At 63.1% G+C, this 19299-nt stretch carries 18 protein-coding genes; 5 read left to right on the top strand and 13 right to left on the bottom strand.

The window, feature by feature from the left end:
• Positions 1-49: 49 nt before the first annotated feature.
• A complete protein-coding gene (locus tag O3298_RS16125) occupies positions 50-1042 on the top strand; it encodes a cyclase family protein (RefSeq protein ID WP_305059982.1) in 993 nt (330 codons plus the stop codon).
• 1 nt (position 1043) lies between these two features.
• Here O3298_RS16125 and cobA read toward each other — a convergent pair whose 3' ends face one another.
• From cobA to O3298_RS16180, 11 genes are all read right to left on the bottom strand, one after another.
• Positions 1044-1808 (bottom strand): uroporphyrinogen-III C-methyltransferase, encoded by a 765-nt coding sequence (cobA, locus tag O3298_RS16130; protein ID WP_305059983.1) that lies wholly within the window; start codon positions 1806-1808, stop codon positions 1044-1046.
• A gap of 14 nt (positions 1809-1822) precedes the next feature.
• Entirely contained in the window at positions 1823-3001 is a 1179-nt protein-coding gene (locus O3298_RS16135) for a CmpA/NrtA family ABC transporter substrate-binding protein (protein WP_289913942.1), read from the bottom strand.
• Between the two features lie 157 nt (positions 3002-3158).
• Entirely contained in the window at positions 3159-3797 is a 639-nt protein-coding gene (locus tag O3298_RS16140; protein ID WP_099664422.1) for an ANTAR domain-containing response regulator, read from the bottom strand.
• A 76-nt stretch (positions 3798-3873) separates the two neighbouring features.
• Positions 3874-5373, bottom strand: coding sequence for a CoA-acylating methylmalonate-semialdehyde dehydrogenase (locus O3298_RS16145; RefSeq protein ID WP_305059984.1), 1500 nt, complete (start codon positions 5371-5373; stop codon positions 3874-3876).
• 13 nt (positions 5374-5386) lie between these two features.
• Positions 5387-6181, bottom strand: a complete 795-nt coding sequence (gene iolB / locus O3298_RS16150) for a 5-deoxy-glucuronate isomerase (protein WP_305059985.1) — start codon at positions 6179-6181, stop codon at positions 5387-5389.
• Entirely contained in the window at positions 6178-7092 is a 915-nt protein-coding gene (gene iolE / locus O3298_RS16155; RefSeq protein WP_289917219.1) for a myo-inosose-2 dehydratase, read from the bottom strand. Before iolE ends, iolB begins: the two co-directional genes overlap by 4 nt.
• Positions 7089-8930, bottom strand: a complete 1842-nt coding sequence (gene iolD / locus O3298_RS16160; protein ID WP_305059986.1) for a 3D-(3,5/4)-trihydroxycyclohexane-1,2-dione acylhydrolase (decyclizing) — start codon at positions 8928-8930, stop codon at positions 7089-7091. Before iolD ends, iolE begins: the two co-directional genes overlap by 4 nt.
• Positions 8927-10873 carry a 5-dehydro-2-deoxygluconokinase gene (gene iolC / locus O3298_RS16165; protein ID WP_305059987.1) on the bottom strand — a complete coding sequence of 649 codons (1947 nt, stop codon included), beginning with the start codon at positions 10871-10873 and terminating at the stop codon, positions 8927-8929. Before iolC ends, iolD begins: the two co-directional genes overlap by 4 nt.
• Before the next feature lie 8 nt (positions 10874-10881).
• The gene (locus tag O3298_RS16170) at positions 10882-11667 is read right to left on the bottom strand and encodes an ATP-binding cassette domain-containing protein (protein ID WP_251351989.1); all 786 of its coding nucleotides are present in this window, start codon (positions 11665-11667) and stop codon (positions 10882-10884) included.
• Positions 11668-11670: 3 nt separating this feature from the next.
• A complete protein-coding gene (locus O3298_RS16175; RefSeq protein WP_289912220.1) occupies positions 11671-12792 on the bottom strand; it encodes an ABC transporter permease in 1122 nt (373 codons plus the stop codon).
• A 171-nt stretch (positions 12793-12963) separates the two neighbouring features.
• Positions 12964-14010, bottom strand: a complete 1047-nt coding sequence (locus O3298_RS16180; protein ID WP_251351991.1) for a sugar ABC transporter substrate-binding protein — start codon at positions 14008-14010, stop codon at positions 12964-12966.
• A gap of 251 nt (positions 14011-14261) precedes the next feature.
• Here O3298_RS16180 and O3298_RS16185 point away from each other — a divergent pair, with 251 nt between their 5' ends.
• From O3298_RS16185 to O3298_RS16195, 3 genes are read left to right on the top strand one after another with little or no spacing between them, the layout of a single operon-like run.
• Positions 14262-15128: a MurR/RpiR family transcriptional regulator gene (locus O3298_RS16185; RefSeq protein ID WP_034757651.1), complete on the top strand. Its 867-nt coding sequence runs from the start codon at positions 14262-14264 to the stop codon at positions 15126-15128.
• Positions 15121-16107, top strand: a complete 987-nt coding sequence (iolG, locus tag O3298_RS16190) for an inositol 2-dehydrogenase (RefSeq protein ID WP_305060386.1) — start codon at positions 15121-15123, stop codon at positions 16105-16107. The genes O3298_RS16185 and iolG overlap by 8 nt, the downstream gene beginning before the upstream one ends.
• A 28-nt stretch (positions 16108-16135) precedes the next feature.
• Positions 16136-17158, top strand: coding sequence for a Gfo/Idh/MocA family oxidoreductase (locus tag O3298_RS16195; RefSeq protein WP_289915662.1), 1023 nt, complete (start codon positions 16136-16138; stop codon positions 17156-17158).
• Positions 17159-17171: 13 nt separating this feature from the next.
• Here O3298_RS16195 and O3298_RS16200 read toward each other — a convergent pair whose 3' ends face one another.
• Both O3298_RS16200 and O3298_RS16205 read right to left on the bottom strand, forming a co-directional pair.
• Entirely contained in the window at positions 17172-17510 is a 339-nt protein-coding gene (locus O3298_RS16200; RefSeq protein ID WP_305059988.1) for a DNA-binding protein, read from the bottom strand.
• The gene (locus tag O3298_RS16205; RefSeq protein ID WP_305060387.1) at positions 17467-17841 is read right to left on the bottom strand and encodes a type II toxin-antitoxin system RelE/ParE family toxin; all 375 of its coding nucleotides are present in this window, start codon (positions 17839-17841) and stop codon (positions 17467-17469) included. Before O3298_RS16205 ends, O3298_RS16200 begins: the two co-directional genes overlap by 44 nt.
• 240 nt (positions 17842-18081) lie before the next feature.
• Here O3298_RS16205 and O3298_RS16210 point away from each other — a divergent pair, with 240 nt between their 5' ends.
• Positions 18082-19299, top strand: a complete 1218-nt coding sequence (locus O3298_RS16210; protein WP_305059989.1) for a hypothetical protein — start codon at positions 18082-18084, stop codon at positions 19297-19299.

A 19299-nucleotide genomic window follows, 5' to 3' on the forward strand; every position in this document is an offset into this window, starting at 1 on the left:
AAATAATATGATGGCGGCTTCTTCATTCATGTCACGCAAGGAGTACCCCATGTTCAAACCATCCGCCACCCTGGCCACCCTGCTGCTGGCGCTGCTGGCCGGCGCAGTGCAAGCCGCCCCGGCCACCGCCCTGCCCGAAGTGGGCATCAGCCCCTGGGGCCCGAAAGACGAGATCGGCCGCCTGAACCTGATGACGGCCGCCTCGCGCGCCGCCATCCTGGCCCGCATCGACGGCGGCAAGAGCTACGACCTGGCCGTCGATTTCTACATCGGCATGCCCAGCTGGCAGGCGGCAGGCGACCCGCCCTACCAGATGTGGATGACGCACACGCCGAAGGGCAACGTGGTGGCCGACTCGATGCACGTGGGCGAACAGATGAACCGCCACGTCAGTTACACGGGCTCGGCCGTGTCCATGTATGCGCACATGGGCACGCATATCGACGCGCTCAACCACTTCGGCTTGAACGGCAAGATCTGGAACGGTTTTACGGAAGAGCAATACCTGGGCGACCGGGGCTGGACCGTGACGGGCGCGGAAAAACTGCCGCCCATCGTCGCGCGCGGCGTGCTGATCGACGTGGCCGTGGCCAGGGGGTTACAGCAACTGCCCGACAATTACCGCGTGACGCGGCAGGATTTGCGCGCGGCGCTGGCGCAACAGAAGGTGACGCTGGAAAAAGGCGACGTGGTGCTGATACGCACGGGCCGCATGCAGCACTATGAGCAGGCGCAAGCCTACATGGCGAACCCGCCCGGTCTGTCGCTGGACGCGGCGAAATTCCTCGTCGAAGATGGCGGCGCCATGGTGGTGGGCGCGGACAACCTCAGTTTCGAGGCGTTTCCCTCCGAAGTGGCCGGCAATTACTTGCCCGTGCACACGTATCTGCTGGCGCAGCAGGGCACGCCCATCCTGGAACTGGTCGACCTGGAAGGCTTGTCGCGCGACAAGGTCTACCAGTTCGCCTTCATCGGCGCCTCGCTGAAATTCCGCGGCGGCGACGCGGCGCCCATCCGCCCCGTGGCCCTGCCGATCCGCTAAGTCACACGGCCGCGGCCAGCAAGGCGCCATGGTCACCCCAGGCATCGGCGCAGCGCACCACCTCGCCCACGACGATGATGCTGGGGCTGCCCAAGCCGCTGGCCAGCAAATCGTCCGGCAAGCGCTGCAAGGTGCTCAGCAGTTGGCGTTGCGCCGGCAAGCTGGCCGATTGCACCACGGCCACGGCCGTGCCGGGCGCCATGCCGCCAGCCAGCAAGCCGGCCTGGATGGCCACCACCCTGGCCACGCCCATGTAGATGACGAGCGTCAGGCCGCTTTGCGCCAGCGCAAGCCAGTTCGGTTCGGACGCGCTATCCTTGCCATGGCCCGTGACAAAAATGGCGCCCTGGCTCCAGCCGCGGTGCGTCAGCGGCACGCCGATGCTGGACGGCGCGGCCAGGCCGCTGCTGATGCCAGGGATCACCTCGACGGCCACGCCGTGGCTGCGCAGGTAGGCGCGCTCTTCGCCGCCGCGCCCGAACAGATAGGGGTCGCCCCCTTTCAGCCGCACCACGTGCAGGCCGGCGCGGGCTTCGGCCAGCATCAGGCGCTCGATGAAGGCTTGCGGCGTGGAAGCACAGCCGCCCCGCTTGCCCACCTCGACCACGCGCACGCCGGGCGCCGCATGCGCGAGGATGGCCGGATTGACGAGATCGTCGATCAGCACCACGTCGGCCCGCGCGATGGCCTTCACGGCCTTGATGGTCAGCAAGTCCGGATCGCCGGGACCGGCGCCGACCAGGGTCACGCTTCCAAGTTGCGCCATGATGAACTCTCCAATCAGAAAAAATGGCCGATGGCAAACGATGCCGCGTACGCTTCCGGTGCGCTGCCGTCCCACACGACGCCGTCGCACAGGGTCGAGCTGCGCAGCGGTGACGACGGCAAGGGCGTGGCCGTCATTTCCGCCGCCTGGCGATACAGGTCGATGCGGTTGACTTGCCTAGCCACCGCCAGGTAATCGGGTTCGTCGCGCAGCAAGCCCCAGCGCCGGTGCTGGGTCATGAACCACATGCCGTCCGACAGGTAGGGGAAATTGACGGCGCCGGCGCCATAAAACTTCAAACCGTGCGCCTCGTCCCACGTCTTGCCCAGGCCATCCTGATAATGACCGAGGATGCGCGGCGCCAGCGTTTCCTGCGGCGTATTCAGATAAGCAGGCTCGGCCAGGGTGGCCGCCATGGCCAGCCGGTTGGCATCGCTGGCATCGATCCAGCGCCCCGCCTCGAGCACGGCGGCGATCAGGGCGCGGCAACTGTTCGGATGCTGGTGGGCAAACGCGGCGCTGGTGCCCAGCACCTTGCCCGGATGGTCGGGCCAGATGGCGCCGCTGGTGGTGGCCGTCACGCCCACGCCATCGACGATGGCCTTGTAACCCCATGGTTCGCCCGCGCAAAAACCATCCATCTGCCCCGCGCGCAAGGCGGCCACCATCTGCGACGGCGGCACCGTCATCACGCGCGCGTCGCGCAGCGGATCGATGCCCTGCGCGGCCAGCCAGTATTGCAACAGCATCGCGTGGTTGCCGGTCGGGAAAGTATGCGCAAACGCAAAGGGCCGCGCCGCGCCGCGCATGTGCCGCGCCAATGTGGGGCCATCGTGGGCGCCCTCGCGCGCCAGCGCCGCCGACAGGGTGACGGCCTGGCCGCTGTGATTGAGATTCATCAATACGGCCATGTCGTGCCGCTGCCCGCCAATGCCCATCTGCACGCCATACACGAGACCGTACAACACGTGGGCAGCGTCGAGTTCGCCGCTATTCAATTTGTCGCGCACGCCGGCCCACGACATCTCCCGGCTCAGTTCGATCTTGATGCCGTATTTTTCATCCAGGCCCAGCTTTGAAGCCATCACCAGCGAGGCGCAATCGGTCAGCGGCAGGTAGCCGATGCGTATCGTCTGTTTTTCCGGCTGCAGTGGGCGCGTCGGGTGGGCATTGGCGCCCGCTTGCTGTGTCATACCATTCCTTGCTGATAAATACTGTTTTGCCGTGCCGACATGGGCAAGGTCATGCCCATCCAGCAGCAAGGACCGTGCCTGCGCATGCCCTGTCCCAGGCAGCTGGAAGCGCACCGGAATGGTGCACTGCACCAACATGTGTCAGGAAATGGACGATTCATCCCAGCAAGTCCTCCACGTCGAGGATGCGCTGGGCAATGTCCGCCAGCTTGAGTTTCTTGTTCATGGCCATGCTGCGCAAGCGCTGGTAAGCCTGGTCTTCCGTCAAGCCGTGATGCGTCATCAACAGGCCCTTGGCCCGTTCGATCACCTTGCGCTCAAACAACTTGTGCCGCGTGTCGAGCAATTCGGCGCGCAATTTTTCTTCCTGGCGAAAGCGCGCCAGCGCCACGTTCAGCACGGGCAAGATGCGCTCGGCATGCAAGCCGGCCACGATATAGGCGGACACGCCGGCCGCCATGGCCGCATCGATGCTGGCCGTGGCGCCGTCTTCCGTGAACAGCACGATGGGACGGCGCTCGTCGCGCGTGGCGATGACGATGTGCTCGAGCACGTCGCGCGCATCCGATTCGGCGTCGATGATAATGAGGTCAGGCTGCAGTTGCGCGATGCGCTCGGGGAGGTAAAGGTCGGCTGGCAGGGAGGCGACGATGTCGAAACCCGATTCCAGCAAGCCGATGCGCAGGGCATTGCCGCGCTGCACCTGGGCAGCCAGGGCCGCATTCTCGTGCACGCCGTGCTCGACAATGGTGTTGACGACAACGATGCGCAAAGGCTGGGTACGGCTGGACGTCATGGGAGCGATCTGCAATGGCTAAACAATTAACCATTGCAGTAAGCAAGAAGCGAACCAGCCGGTTTTACAGCGGATTTTACTTCAAGGTCGGCATGGCGAATTCCGCCCCGGCCGCCGTCGAGGCCGGCCAGCGCTGCGTGACAGCCTTCTGTTTCGTGTAGAAACGCACCGATTCCGGGCCGTGCGCGTGGTGGTCGCCGAACAGGCTGCGCTTCCAGCCGCCGAAACTGTGGAAGGCCATCGGCACGGGGATCGGCACGTTCACGCCCACCATGCCGACTTGTACCCGGTGCGTGTATTCGCGCGCCGTGTTGCCGTCGCGCGTATAAATAGCCGTGCCGTTGCCATACTCGTGCGCATTGACCAGGTCCAGCGCGGTAGCGAAATCGGGCACGCGCACGATGCAGAGGACGGGGCCGAAGATTTCCTCTTTATAGATCGTCATCTCCGGCGTGACATGGTCGAACAGGCTGCCGCCAAGGAAAAAGCCCTTTTCGTGGCCGGGCAAGACGAAACCGCGCCCGTCACTGACCAGCTTGGCGCCTTCCTTGACGCCCGTGGCGATGTAGCCGGCAATTTTGTCCTTGTGCACTTGCGTCACTACGGGGCCCATTTCCGCTGTTAAATCCATGCCTTGCGTGATTTTCAGGGCGGCGATGCGGGGCACCAGCGCCTCGACCAATTGATCCGCCACATTGCCCACCGCCACGACGACGGAAATGGCCATGCAGCGCTCGCCCGCCGAACCGAACGCCGCGCCCATCAGGGCGTCGACCGTCTGCGGAATGTCCGCGTCCGGCATGACGACCATGTGGTTTTTCGCGCCGCCCAAGGCTTGCACGCGCTTGCCCTGGGCGCAGCCGGTGGCATAGATATACTCGGCGATCGGCGTGGAACCGACGAAACTGACGGCGCGCACGTCCGGGTGGTGCAACAAGCCATCCACGGCTTCTTTATCTCCCTGCACCACGTTGAAGACGCCGTCCGGCAAGCCCGCGTCCGTCAACAACTGCGCCAGCAGCAGGCTGGCCGACGGGTCGCGCTCGGACGGTTTCAAGACGAAGGTATTGCCGCAGGCAATCGCCATCGGGAACATCCACATCGGCACCATCACGGGGAAATTGAACGGCGTGATGCCGACGCAGACGCCCAATGCCTGGCGGATCGACCAGGCGTCGATGCCGCCGGCCACTTGCTCCGAATATTCGCCCTTCATCAGCTGCGGGATGCCGCAGGCAAATTCCACCACTTCGATGCCGCGCGTCACTTCCCCTTTGGCATCCGTGAACACCTTGCCGTGTTCGGCCGTGATCAGGGCCGCCAATTGATCCGCATGTTCTTCCAGCAACTCCTTGAACTTGAACATGACCCTGGCGCGGCGCAGGGGCGAGGTTTGCGACCATGCGGGAAAGGCCGCGTGAGCGGCAGCCACGGCCGCGTTCAGCTCGGAAGGCGTCGCCAGCGATACTTTCGCCGTGACGCTACCCGTGGCGGGGTTGAAGACGTCGCTGGTGCGCTCGGAGCGCGACGCCATGGGGTTGCCACCAATAAAGTGGCCGATCATCGGGGTAGTCATTGTCTTGTCCTTGTTATTTCGTCATCAGCCAGTCATGGGCCGGGTCGTTTTTAAAGTGCCACACGCGTTGCGGGCCGGCCATCACGTTCAGGTAATAGCCATCGTAACCATACGGCACGGTGACGGGGTGGTAACCCCTGGGCACCATCACCACGTCGTGGTTTTCCACGGCCATGGCTTCGTCGATGCTGCGGTCGTCCGTGTAGACGCGTTGGTACGCAAAGCCCTGCTCGGGATTGAGGCGGTGGTAATACGTTTCTTCCAGCGAACTTTCCAGCGGAATATTGTCATCGTCATGCTTGTGCGGCGGATAGCTGGACGAATGGCCGGACGGCGTGACCACTTCCACCACCAGCAAGCCATCGGCCTCGGCCGTCTGCGGCAAGATATCGCACACATAGCGGGTGTTCGCCCCCTTGCCGCGCACGGAACGCGTCATCGACTGCGGGTCGATCAGGCGCGCCGGGCGATGGGTCGTGGCCGGCGCGCTGCACAGCGCCACTTCCGCGTTGCTCACGGCCGTGATGCCGACCGTGGTTTCCAGCGGCACATACACGGCGTAGGGCGAGACGTCTTCAAACACGCTCTGGCGATTGCCGATGGCTTCCCAGGTCTGCCCGCCCGCCTGCACCGTGACCGTGCCCGTCAGCACGACGAGGCACAGTTCGCGGCTGCCCGTCTCCAACGTCAGCTGTTCGCCTGCCGCCAGACGGTGCGCGGCAAAGCCCACGTGCGTCCAGCCGGCCGACTCTGGCGTCACTTCGACGATGGCCGAACCGGCCCTAGCCTTGACCAGCAGCGGGCTCATGCCGCCTCCCGCCCCAGGCGGGGAATCGCGTCGACCAGGCGCGCCAGGTAATCGTGGCCCATCTTGGCATACTGATAGCTGGGGGCCACGGCCGGATCTTGCTCCGCCTCCACCACCAGCCAGCCTTCGTAGCCGTGCAAATACAGGCGCGTCAGGATGGCCGGAAAGTCGATGCTGCCGTCGCCGGGGACGCTGAAGGCGCCATTGATGACGGCTTGCAGGAAACTCCAGTGGCCATTTCTCGCCAGTTTCACCACGTTGGGGCGCACATCCTTGCAATGCACGTGGCAGATGCGATCGATGTGCTTGTTCAAGACCGCCAGCGCATCGCCGCCGGCAAAGGTGATGTGGCCCGTGTCGAACAGCAAGCCCACTTCCGACCCCGTCAAGGCCATCAACTGGTCCACGTCGGCCGGGGTTTCCACGTAGGCGCCCATGTGGTGGTGGTAAGCCAGGCGCACGCCGTGGTCGAGCAAGTGTTTCGCAAACGCCGTCAATTTGTCCGCGTACGCCTGCCATTGCTGCGCCGACTGGAAGCGCGGACGTTTATACAACGGGCGGGCTTCGCCCTGGATCGCGTCCGCCACTTCGCCGTAGACCATGACGGTGGCGCCGCTGCCGGCCAGCAAGCGCAGATGCGGCCCGACAGCGGCAATCTCCTCTTCCACGGACCGCTGCGCCAGCCGTCCCGAATACCAGCCGGAAACGCAGGCGAGATTGTATTTCCCCAGCACGGCGTTCAGGGTGGGGGCATCCTTGGGAAACTTGTTGCCCAATTCAAAACCCACGTAGCCGATCTCGGCGCCCTCTTTCAAGGCCGTTTCCAGGGGCGTCTCGCCGCCCAGCGACGGTAAATCGTCGTTCATCCACGAGATCGGGTTGATGCCGATCTTCACATTCCATGTAGTCATTTTTGTTGTCCTTGGCGGTCAAGTTCATAACGGGCGCGCGCAGATTGCACGCTGGCTTGCGTCGAGACTTCGGGTACGGCCACTTCCCACCAGCACCCCCCCTCCTCGGTCGTGCGCGTGGCGTCCGTATTGATGCAGATCAAGTAGGTGCGCGATGCGGCGCGGGCGCGCAGCATGGCCTGCTCCAGCTCGGCGATGTTGGCCACGTGCTCGGACAGCGCACCCAGCGACCGTGCATGCAGGGCGAAGTCGATGGCGGGTGCGCTGTCGGGCAACATATTGTTGAATGACGCGTTGCCGCACGCCTGCTGCAGGCGGTTGATGCAACCGTAACCCCGGTTGTCGAGCACGACGATGATGAGTTTTTTATCCAGCATGACGGACGTGGCGATTTCCGAATTCATCATCAAATAACTGCCGTCGCCCACCATGACGACAACCTCGGCATCCGGTTTCGCCATCTTGACGCCGAGGCCGCCGGCGATTTCATAGCCCATGCACGAATAGCCGTATTCCATGTGGTAGCCGCCGGGCGTGCTGGTGCGCCACAGTTTGTGCAGTTCGGCCGGCAGCGTCCCCGCCGCGCAAACGACGATGTCGCGGCTGGTGGAATCGGGAGCGGAACGCTGCACGGCGCCGATGACTTCGCCGTCATACGGCAAGCCGGCCACCTCGCGCTGGCCTGTAATCGTGTCCACCGTCGCGCGCCAGGCTTGGCCTGCCTGCTGCGCGCGGTCCAGCCACTGGCCCGCGCTGTTCCAGTTAGGTAAGTACCGCGACAAGCCCTGCAAGCCCAGCGTCGCGTCCGCCTGCACGCCCAGGCCACGGCGTTTCAGCGCATCGAAAGCGTTGACGTTCAGGCTGACCAGTTGCGCTTGCGCAAACAGGGAGTTCGAGCCCGTCGTAAAATCCTGCAAGCGCGTGCCGACAGCCAGCACCACGTCCGCCTGCGCCGCCAGGCTGTTGGCGGCGGGCGAGCCGGTGACGCCGATGGCGCCCAGCTGCAGCGGATGGTCCCACGGCAGGGAACTTTTACCGGCCTGGGTTTCCGCCACGGGGATGCCATGGCGCTCGGCAAACGCCTGCAAGGCGGCGCTGGCCTTGCCGTACAGCACGCCGCCGCCGGCCACGATCAGCGGCTGTTTCGCATGTTTCAGCAAGGCGGCCGCCTCTTCCAGTTCCTGCTCGACGGGCGGCACGGCGCGGAAACGCACGGTGCGCGGCTCGAAAAAGTCGGCCGGATAGTCATACGCCATCGTCTGCACGTCTTGCGGCAGAGATAACGTGACGGGACCGCAGGCGGCCGGGTCCGTCAAGGCGGCGATGGCGCGCGGCAAGGCCGTCAGCAATTGCTCCGGATAGACGATGCGGTCGAAATAGCGCGATAAAGGTTTAAAGGCATCATTCACCGACACGCTGCCATCGGTGGCGTCTTCCAGCTGCTGCAATACGGGGTCCGGCGCGCGCGAGACGAACACGTCGCCGGGCAACAGCAAGACCGGCAAGCGATTCACGTGCGCCAGCGCGGCGGCCGTCAACAAATTGGTGGCGCCGGGGCCGATGGAACTGGTGACGGCCAGCATGCGCCGGCGCATGTGGGCTTTCGCATAGGCAATGGCCGAGTGCGCCATCGCCTGTTCATTGTGGGCGCGGTACGTGGGGAAGCTGTCGCGGTACTGGTACAGCGCCTCGCCCAGGCCCGCCACATTGCCGTGGCCAAAGATGGCGAAGGCGCCGCCGAACAGGGGGATCAAGGAACCATCGCCCTCTTCCGTGCGCAAGGCGGCCAGGTAGCGGACTAAAGCCTGCGCCATGGTCAATCTGATCGTGGCGCTCATGCTGCACGCTCCAGGCGGTTGCGCGTGCGCTGCCACAGGGCAATGAGCTGCTCGAAGTTGGCGCGCACGGCGGCGATCAGGCCCGCATCGTCCAGCTCTCCGGCCAGCCAGCGGCGGCTCGGCTCCTGGAAGATGGTGCGGCCCACCATGAAGCCGCGGCACGTCGTGCTGGCACTGGCTTGTTCAAAACTGGCGGCCAGGGCGGCGATCGGAGCGTTCAAGCCCAGCAATACCACGCCACGGCAATACGGATCGCGCTCGTGCACGAGGGCATCGATGGCTTGCCATTGCTGGGCTGACATGCTTTCCAGCTTCCACCATTCCGGGTAAATGCCCAGGTTGTACAGGCGCTTGACGGCGCGCAAGACCGTGTCGTCGCCGTGCGGCAAGGATTCCGACGGTATGACTTCCAACAACAGTTCGTGACCGCTCACTTGCGCCGCGTCATACAGGGCCTTGATCTGCGCTTCCTGTTCCAATCGGTTTTCCACGGTATCGTCCGGATGCAACTGCACCAGGCACTTGATCACGTGTTCCTTGGGCCAGCTGAGCAGGTGCGAACCGATGGAGCGGCCCCAGTCGAATTGCAGCGGATTGGAACCGGGCAATTCCACGGGACGGCCGATCCACCAGCCGCGCCCCGTCGCATCGTTGAGCGCGTCGACGCCATAGCGTCCATCGATCAGCACGCCCGTCTTGCCAGCCAGTTGCAAGGCCGCTTCCGTCTGCGCCACGGCTTGCACCATCAGTTGCTTCAGGGCGTAAATAGCCGATTCGGGCGCGCCTGCCTGTTGCGCCAGCTCAAAGAATTGCGTGCGGTGATCGAAGGCAAACACGCACAGTTCATTCCACTCCTTGCGCGCCACCGTCGTGCGGTGCAGGCGCGACAAGGTGGCGTCCTGGTCCGGTTGCGTCAGTTTTGCCGCATTGGCCAGGAAATAGTCGAGCTCGATGGGCGACGGCATGGCCGGTGCGCAGCCGTGGCGCGACACGACGAGGGCGCCGCAACCGTTCGCGTAACGGCAGCACGCCTCATAATCCTCGCCGCGCAGCCAGCCTTTCAGGAAGCCGGACAGAAAGGCGTCGCCCGCGCCCAGCACGTTCAGCACTTCCACACGCACGCCGCGGTAGTTATAGGCGTCGTCCAGGCTGTGCGGCACCACGTTGTCGATGACGGCGCTGCCCAGCGGGCCCCGCTTGACGACCAAGGTGGCCAGGGTAACGGCCCGCACGGCGCGCAGAGACGCCATGATGTCGGCACCGCCGCCGGCGATCATGAATTCCTCTTCCGTGCCGACGATCAAATCAAATTGCGGCAGGATCGCCTGCAGGTGGCGCGTCACGCCGTCGTTGGAAACGAAGCGCGTTTCGCCGTCCGCCTTGCCGGAGAGTCCCCACAGCACCGGCCGGTAATCGATGTCGAGCACGGTGCGCACGTTATTGGCGCGCGCCAATTTCAGGGCCTGCGTGCTGACGGCGTGCATGGCAGCCGTCGAAAAATGCGTGCCGGTGATCAACAGCGCTTTGCTGGAAGCGATAAAGGCGGCGTCGACGGCGGATGGCTCGATGGCCATGTCGGCGCAGTTTTCACGGTAGAAAATCAGGGGAAAGGTGTTTTTATCCTTGATGCCCAGCATCACCAGCGCCGTCAAACGGTCGCGGTCGATGCCGACATGGCTGACGTCGCAACCCTCTTTCGATAACGTGTCCGTCAAGAAACGCCCCATGTGGTCGTCGCCCACTTTCGACAGCATGGCGGACTTCAAGCCCAGGCGGGCCGTGCCGAAGGCGATATTCGCCGACGAGCCGCCCAGGTACTTGGCGAAACTGGTCGCGTCTTCCAGGGTGCTGCCGATCTGCTGCGCGTACAGATCCACCGCCAGGCGGCCCAGGCAGATGACGTCCAGCGCGCGGCCCTGGGCAAATTGTGTCGGGTTATTCATGGTTATCCTTAAATCGTGACACCGTCGAGTTCACTCATCAGCGTTTGCATTTCCGCACCGCCCGCCATCATGTCGAGTACTTCATCCTTGGAAACAGTTTCCTTGGTGTAAGTGCCCAGCGATTTACCCCGGTTCAAGAGGGTGAACGAGTCGCCCACGGGGTAGGCATGGTGCACATTGTGGGTAATAAAGATCACGGACAAGCCCCGTTCGCGCGCCTTGTAGATCAATTTCAACACATTGAACGACTGTTTCACGCCCAAGGCCGCCGTCGGCTCGTCGAGGATCAGCACGCGCGCGCCGAAGTGGATGGCGCGGGCAATGGCCAGGCACTGGCGTTCGCCGCCCGACATGGTACCCACGGCCTGGTGCGGGTCGCGCACCATGATGCCCATTTCGGCCAGCTTGTCGCGCGCCGTGGTGGCTGCGTATTCCATATCCATCACGGGCAGCACGCCAAACATTTTCCGGATCGGTTCGCGGCCCATGAAGAAATTGCGCGCCACGGACAGCAATGGCACCAACGCCAGGTCCTGGTAGACGGTGGCCACGCCCAGGTCGAGCGCTTCCTTCGGCGAATTGAAGCTGACGGGCTTGCCGTCAACCAGATACTCGCCGCTGGTGGGCCGATGCACGCCGGCCAAGGTCTTGATCAGGGTCGACTTGCCGGCGCCGTTATCACCGAGCAAGCAGTGCACTTCGCCCGGTTTCAGGCGCAGGGTGACGTTTTGCAGGGCGATGACGGAGCCGAAACGTTTGCTGATGTTTTCCAGCGCAAGGATGTATTCGCTCATGGCTTATCTCGCTTCCGTGACACGGGCACGGACAAAGTTGTTGAACAGTACCGCGATCAGCAGCATGACGCCGAGGAAGACACGGAACCAGTCCGAATTGATATTGGTATAAGTAATGCCGATCTGCACCACGCCGAAGATCAGCGCGCCGAAGCAGGCGCCGACGACGGAACCGTAGCCGCCCGTCAGCAAGGCGCCGCCGATGACGGCCGCGATGATGGCTTCGAATTCCTTTTGCATGCCGCGGTCGGCGGCGGCCGAACCCACGTCAAATACTTGCAGCGTGGCAAACAGGCAAGCGCAGAACGCCGTGAAGACAAACAGCGATACCTTGATGGTTTTCACGGGCACGCCCACGTTCTTGGCCGCGTTGGCGTCGCCGCCGACGGCGAAGATCCAGTTGCCGATGCGGGTACGGGCCAGGACGAAGCCGGACACCAGCGCCAGGCCCGCCCACCAGACGATGACCTTGGGGATGCCCTTGACCAGCGGCGCGCCATTGTCGAGGGCCGTGATCCAGCCCGCCTTGGCCATCCAGGCGAACAGCGACGTGCCCACTTCGCCATGGAACAGGGTCATGGCCAGCCAGTCGTCGGCGGCCAGCGCGCCGATGCCGCTGACGATGGTGCGGTTGGCAAACATGATGGACAGGGCCAGGGTCAGGCCGCGCAGGATGAACAGGAAGGCCAGGGTGACGATAAACGAAGGCAAGCGCGTCTTGATGACCAGGTAGCCGTTGAGCCAGCCCAGCGCCATCGAACCGGCAAAGGCGAACAGGATGGCGGCCCACACGGGCCAGTGGAAGTAGACGGAAGGGATGGCGATCATCATGCCGGCAAAGCCGATCATGGAGCCGATCGACAGGTCGAATTCACCGGCGATCATCAATACGCAGGCGCCGATGGCGATGATGCCCAGGTAGGCGGCCACTTGCGCCCAGTTGATCACGCCGTCGAGGTTGAACATGCCGGAGTCGCCGGCCGTCAGGATAAAGAAGGCGAACACCAGGATGGCGCCCGAGATCGAGGCGAATTCCGGGCGGCTGAACAGCCGCTTGAGCCAGCTGACCTGCCCCACGCGCTCATCAACGCCCTGCTTTTGCGGCGGCGTGCCCGAGGCGGCCATGCCACCCTGCTCCACGCTTAATTTCACGGTACTCATGCTATGTCTCCCTTGTTTTATAGCAACCTACCAGCCTCGACAGCAATTCCAGGGCGGCAGGACCCGCGCGCCGGCAAGCATGGCCTGCGCGCGGGGACAACGACTAAGGTCTTGATTGAACTGAAAAGCGGGTGCTTAACGGAACTGGCCGGCGTATTTCTCTACCTTGCCGATATTGTCCTTGGTGACATAACCAGGACCGGAACCGATATGGCGCGGGCCATACGATGGTGCCAGGCCGTACTCGGCCAGGCGCGCCTTGAACTTGGCGTTATTGATCAGCTTTTCGCGTACCTTGGCCAGGTCCGTGGTCTTGTCCTGCTTCATGATGGCCAGCACGGCAACGGGAATATAGCCTTGCAGGTAAGGTTGCTGGTCGATGGCGAACTGGATGCTGCCATCCTTGATGCCCTTCGAGATTTCATCGGACAGGTCGAACGTGGCGAACCACATCTTGCCCTTCAAACCCATTTTTTCCAGGGCCTTCAGCGAAGCGTGGGCCGAGGTGGGGCCCAGCGCCAGCACGGCCTGGGTTTTCGGGTTGTTGCGCAGGTAGGCGCTCAACTTGCTTTCGATGGTGGTCGGATCTTCGCCCGCATCCAGGGTGGCAGCCTTGAAATCGACGCCGATGGCTTCGGCAAAGCCGCGGCAGCGCTCGAATGACGACGGATTCGTCGCGTAGTGGTTGACGCAAACGAAGGACTTGATGCCGGCCGCCTTGGCTTTTTCGCCGGCGCCCTTGCCTGCCTCGTATTCAGGCTGGCCCACGTGCATCACGGCGCCCAGCTGCTCGCTTTGCGTCAGGGTGCCCGAATTGATCGTGACAAACGGAATCTTCTTGGCAGCAACAAGGCCCAGCGGTTTTTGCAGCACGCTGAAGTCGGCGATGCTGACGATCACGCCGTCGTAGTTGCGGGCAGCCGATTGCTCGACCAGGCGCGCCATGTCGGCCAGGTCGCCGTTCGGTGGATTGCGGTAATCGACGGTGACATTGAAGTCTTCGCCTGCTTGCTTGACGGAATTTTTAATCGTATTCCACCAGGAATCGGAATCGGGCGCATGGCTGATCAGCACGAATTTCTCGCCTGCCGCGTGGCTGGCGCTCATGCCCAGACCCAGTCCCAGGCCAAGGCCCAGCACGGCCAGGTGCTTCAGAAATCCCTTACGCTTATTGCTTTGCATGAATGTCTCCTTGAAGGATTAATTTTTATAGTTGCCAGCTTTTGTCGCGTGTCAGCGGGGAGCCGGAAGACCGGCAAGACCCGATGCACTGCGCACAGCTTAGGCCACAAAAAAGACAAATGCAATAAAATTTTCAAAATAAATATAAATAGAAAATCATTTCTATTTTTTGGATTCACTCCTATAATTCTCGCCAGAACCAGCCGTCGCAATCCTGTTGCGCGGCCCAGCAAGCAACCGAGGAAAACACCATGGCAGCCACCGCCCCCATCGAACAGCTGATGCAGCACATTGCCGCCGAGTACGACAACCTGTCGCGCCAGCTGAAAGTCATCGCGCAATACATTGAAAAACACCGCGCCAGCCTGATGCTCGAACGCATCAGCGACATCGCGGCCGCCTGCGACGTGCAGCCGTCCGCCATCGTGCGCTTCGCGCAGCGCTTCGGCTATACGGGCTTTTCGGAAATGCAGGACGTGTTCCGCCAGGCGTACACGGACCAGGCCGGCGCCACGCCCGACTACCAGCAGCGCATCCGCAAGCTCATTTCCACGCGCGACGCCGCCCTCAGCGCAGGCGACCTGACGCGCGAATTCGTCGGCGCCAGCCGCGCCGGCCTCGACGACCTGGCGGCCGGCCTCGACGACGCGCAGCTGGAAGCGGCCGTCAACCTGCTGTTGAAAGCAGAAAACATCTATGTGATCGGCGTGCGCCGGTCCTTTCCGATCGCCTCCTACATCGCCTATGCGCTGGAACACACGGACAAGCGCGTGCACCTGATTAGCGGACTGGGCGGCATGCACCGCGAACAGATGCGCAGCGTACGCGAACGCGATGTGGCGATCGCCATCAGTTTCTCGCCTTACGGCAAGGAAACCCAGCAGTGCATCAAGGCGGCGCAAGACAAGGGTGCCAAGGTCCTGGTGATTACCGACAGCAAGCTGGCCCCGCTCGCGCGGGCCGCCGACGCGCTGCTCACCGTCACCGAGGGCAGCGCCTTCGCCTTCCGCTCGCTGACCAGCACCATCTGCCTATGCCAGGCGCTGTTCATCGCGCTGGCATACAAATTAGAGCTCGACATCGAAGAAATCCACACCCCAGGAGAACATGATGATTGAAGTAGCGTTGTTCGGCGCCGGACGCATCGGCAAAATCCACGCGGCCAACCTGGCTGCCCAACCCGGCGTGCAGTTCAAGTACGTGGTCGACGTCAACCAGGAAGCGGCCGCCGCCCTTGCCGGCTTGCACGGCGGCAGCAGCGCAACTGTCGAAACGGCGCTGGCCGACCCGGCCATCAAGGCCGTCGTCATCGCTTCCAGCACGGATACGCACGCGGACCTGATCCTGCGCTCGGCCGCCGCCGGCAAGGCCATCTTTTGCGAAAAACCCGTCGACCTGACGATAGCCCGGGCGCGCGCCTGCGCCGCCGCCGTCAAGGAAGCGAAGGTACTATGCATGCTGGGTTTCCAGCGCCGTTACGACCCCACTTTCAATGCCGTCAAGACACGCATCGAAGCGGGCGAGATCGGCACGCCGGAATTGCTGGTGGTCACCAGCCGCGATCCCGGCCCGCCGCCCGTGAGCTACATCAAGGTCTCGGGCGGTATTTTCAAGGATATGCTGATCCACGATTTCGACATTTTCCGCTGGATACTCGACGATGAAGCCGTCAGCGTGCACGCCACGGGCAGCTGCCTCGTCGACCCCGCCATCGGCGAGGCTGGCGACCTGGACACGGCCGTCGTCACCATCCGCACGGCGAAAGGACGTTTGTGCCAGATCAATGCCTCTCGCCGCGCCGCCTACGGCTACGACCAGCGCTTCGAAGTGCTGGGCAGCGCCGGCATGCTGCAGGCAGGCAACCACAAGCCGACGGAAGTGACGGCCTATGGTTCCGTGAACGTCAGCGTGGACAGGCCGGAAGATTTTTTCCTGGAACGTTATCGCGTGGCCTACGCGCAGGAAATGGCGCACTTCTTTGACGCCCTCACCCACGGCACGCCGCTGCGTACCACCGTCCACGATGGTCTAAAGGCACTGGAACTGGCCGAGGCGGCTACCTTGTCGTGGCGCGAACAGCGCGTGGTCACTTTATAAACCAATAATAAAAATATCTGGAGACACCATGTCATCCCCAACATTAAAAGTCGGCATCGTCGGCCTGGGCCGGCTGGGCCAGCGCCACGCCATCAACCTGGCGCAACGCGTGCCGAATGCCGAGGTCGTGGCCGCCTGCAGTCCTGTGCAAGCCGAACTGGACTGGGCCGCCAGCACGCTCGGCATCACCAATGCTTATGCGGATTACGACGCCCTGCTGGCCCACCCGGGCCTGGACGCCGTCTTCCTCGTCACGCCCACCTCGCTGCACGCGGACCAGATCATCGCCGCCCTGCGCGCCGGCAAGCACGTGTTTTGCGAAAAACCGCTGTCGCTGGACCTGGCCGACTGCCTGAAAGTGGAAGCGGAAGCGGCGCGCCACCCGCAGCTGACCATCATGATCGGCTTCGTGCGCCGCTTCGACGCCAGCTACCATGACGCGCAGCAAAAGATCGCGCAAGGGCTGATCGGCAAGCCGTATCTGGTGCGTTCGCAAACCTGCGACCAGAACGACCCCAGCGGCGCCTTCATGCGCTTCGCCCCCACCAGCGGCGGCATCTTCCTCGATTGCAGCGTGCACGATATCGACCTGGCGCGCTGGCTGCTGGGCAATCCCGTGCCCAAACGCGTGTATGCCAGCGGCACCAACGCCATCCACACGGGCTTGCAAGCGTTCGGCGACGTCGACAATGGCCTGGCAACGGTCGAGTTTTCCGATGGCAGCATGGCCAGCTTCATGGCGTCGCGCACCATGGCGCATGGCCATGAAACCCTGACGGAAGTGTTCGGCACGGGCGGCCGCCTGGCCGTGGGCAGCAATCCGCGCCTGAACAGGGTGGAAATTTCGGATGCGCATGGCGTGCGCAATGAATGCACGCCGGACTTCTATGCCCGCTTCGCCGACGCCTTTTTGATCGAGGCGCAGGAGTTTACGGATGCGGCGCTGGGCCGGCGCACCTTGTCCTTGACCTTGCACGACGCGACGGAAGCGACGCGCATCGGCCTGGCCATGACGCAAGCGATGCGCGAAGCGCGGCCCGTCGAGTTTTAAGCTGCCAGTGGACTCAGGCAGCCGGTGCAGGAAACGGTTGCTTGGGTTCCACGGCCAGCCGCAAGCCCATGGCGTCGAGAATGGCCGTCAAGGTGCTCAGCGAGGGATTGCCCTCAGGCGACAGGGTGCGGTATAGCTGGGTAGGGTTGAGCTTGGCCGCCTGCGCCACGGCGGGCACGCCGCCAAAGGCGCGCGTCAGCTGGCGCAGCACGGCCAGCAGTTCGCCATGGTCGCCGTCGACGAGGAGATTGTTGATCAATTCCAGGGCGAAGGCGGGATCGTCGCGGTACAGCTCAGCCATCGCTTCGTCATGCGAGCGGTCTCTTGGTTGTTTGCGGATGTCCTCGTTCATGTTCTCTCTCATGTCCCCTCTCCTTCCAGTCGTGCCAGCAGGCACAGGCGTACTCGATATCTTTCGGTTGCGTGCGCTTGTCGCCTCCACACAGCAATAAAATGATCTGCCCGTCGGCGATGGCGTAAGACACGCGGTAGCCGGGCCCCACATCGATGCGCAACTCCCACACGCCGTCGTGGCAAAACTTGTGGTCGCCAAAATTGCCAGGAATCATACGCAACACGCGGCGCACGATGGCCACCCTGGCCGTATTGTCGCGCTGGCGCTTCAGCCATTCCGTATATAAATCCCTGCCCGATGACGTCAGGTAGTGCCGGATCTCGTACATCATATTCGTCCATAAACGAAGAAAGATCAAGGAGAAAATCACGCCTGCACATAAAAAAAGAAGACCACCCATCTTGCTACCAAACCCGCTCACACAGGCCACGAATGCCAGGTTCACTGAGCTACATCAAGATGCATTTCTCTCATTGTTATAGGGAAATGATGTCGCCCGACCGTGCCTCACGTCTGGCTGATTGCGCTATACAATAGGCGCTGTCCAACCGTGAAGAACCCTGCCTCCATGAGCAACAACGACAGCAACTCCCCTTCCCTCGCCGACGTGGCCGAACGCTACGTCAAGCTGGTCCTGGCCATGGGCCAGCACGATGCCTCGTATGTCGACGCCTATTACGGCCCGCCCGCGTGGCAGGCCGCAGCGGTCAAACAGCCGCAGAGTTTGAGCGATATCAAGGATGGCGCAAACGCGGCGCTGGCCCTGCTGTCCGACGCCTCTTGCCTGCGCGCCCTCAACCTGCGCAAGCAGTTGCAAGCCGTGCTGGCCAAGGCGGACATGCTGCAAGGGACACGTCTGGATTTCGACACGGAAAGCGCGCGCCTGTACGACGCCGTCTCGCCCCACCACAGCCGCGCATATTACGCAGAACTGGTGGCGCAGATCGACGCCCTGCTGCCTGGCGACGGCACGGTCAGCGACCGGGTCAACGCCTTGCGCGCGCAACTCGTCATTCCCGCCGACAAGCTGCGCGCCGTCATGGATGCGGCCATCCGCGCGGGCCGCGAACGCACCTTGCAGTACATTGCCCTGCCCGAAGGCGAGGATTTCGTGCTGGAATTCGTCACCGACAAGCCGTGGAGCGGCTACAACTGGTACAAGGGCAACTACCAGAGCGTGATCCAGATCAATACCGACTTGCCCGTGTATATCGACCGCGCGGTCGATCTCGGCTGCCACGAAGCGTATCCCGGTCACCACGTCTACAACGTGCTGCTCGAGCGCGACCTGGTGCGCGGCAAGGGCTGGATGGAATACTGCATCTATCCGCTGTACTCGCCGCAATCGTTGATCGCCGAAGGCACGGCCAATTACGGCATCGAACTGAGTTTTACCGATGCAGAACGGCTGGCATTCGAACAGCAGGTGCTGTACCCGCTGGCCGGCCTCGATCCTGCGCTGGCGCCCCGCTACGCACAGCTGAACCAGTTGCTGGCCAAACTCGGCTACGCCGACAACGACATCGCGCGCCAGTACCTCGAAGGCAGCCTGACCCGCGAAGAAGCGCTGGAATGGCTGGTCAACGTGCGCCTGTACCCGGCCGAAAAATCCGCGCAGCGCCTGCAGTTCTACGACGCCATGGGTGCCTATGTGATTAATTACAACCTGGGCCAGGACATGGCGAAAGCCTATGTCGAACGCCAGGGTGCGACGCGCGCCGAGCACTGGGCCGCGTTCCGCGACCTGATGTCGTCGCCGCGCGTGCCCAGCCATTTGCAGGCATAA

It is taken from the genome of Janthinobacterium sp. SUN137, from assembly GCF_030587265.1.
Lineage (GTDB): Bacteria > Pseudomonadota > Gammaproteobacteria > Burkholderiales > Burkholderiaceae_D > Janthinobacterium > Janthinobacterium kumbetense.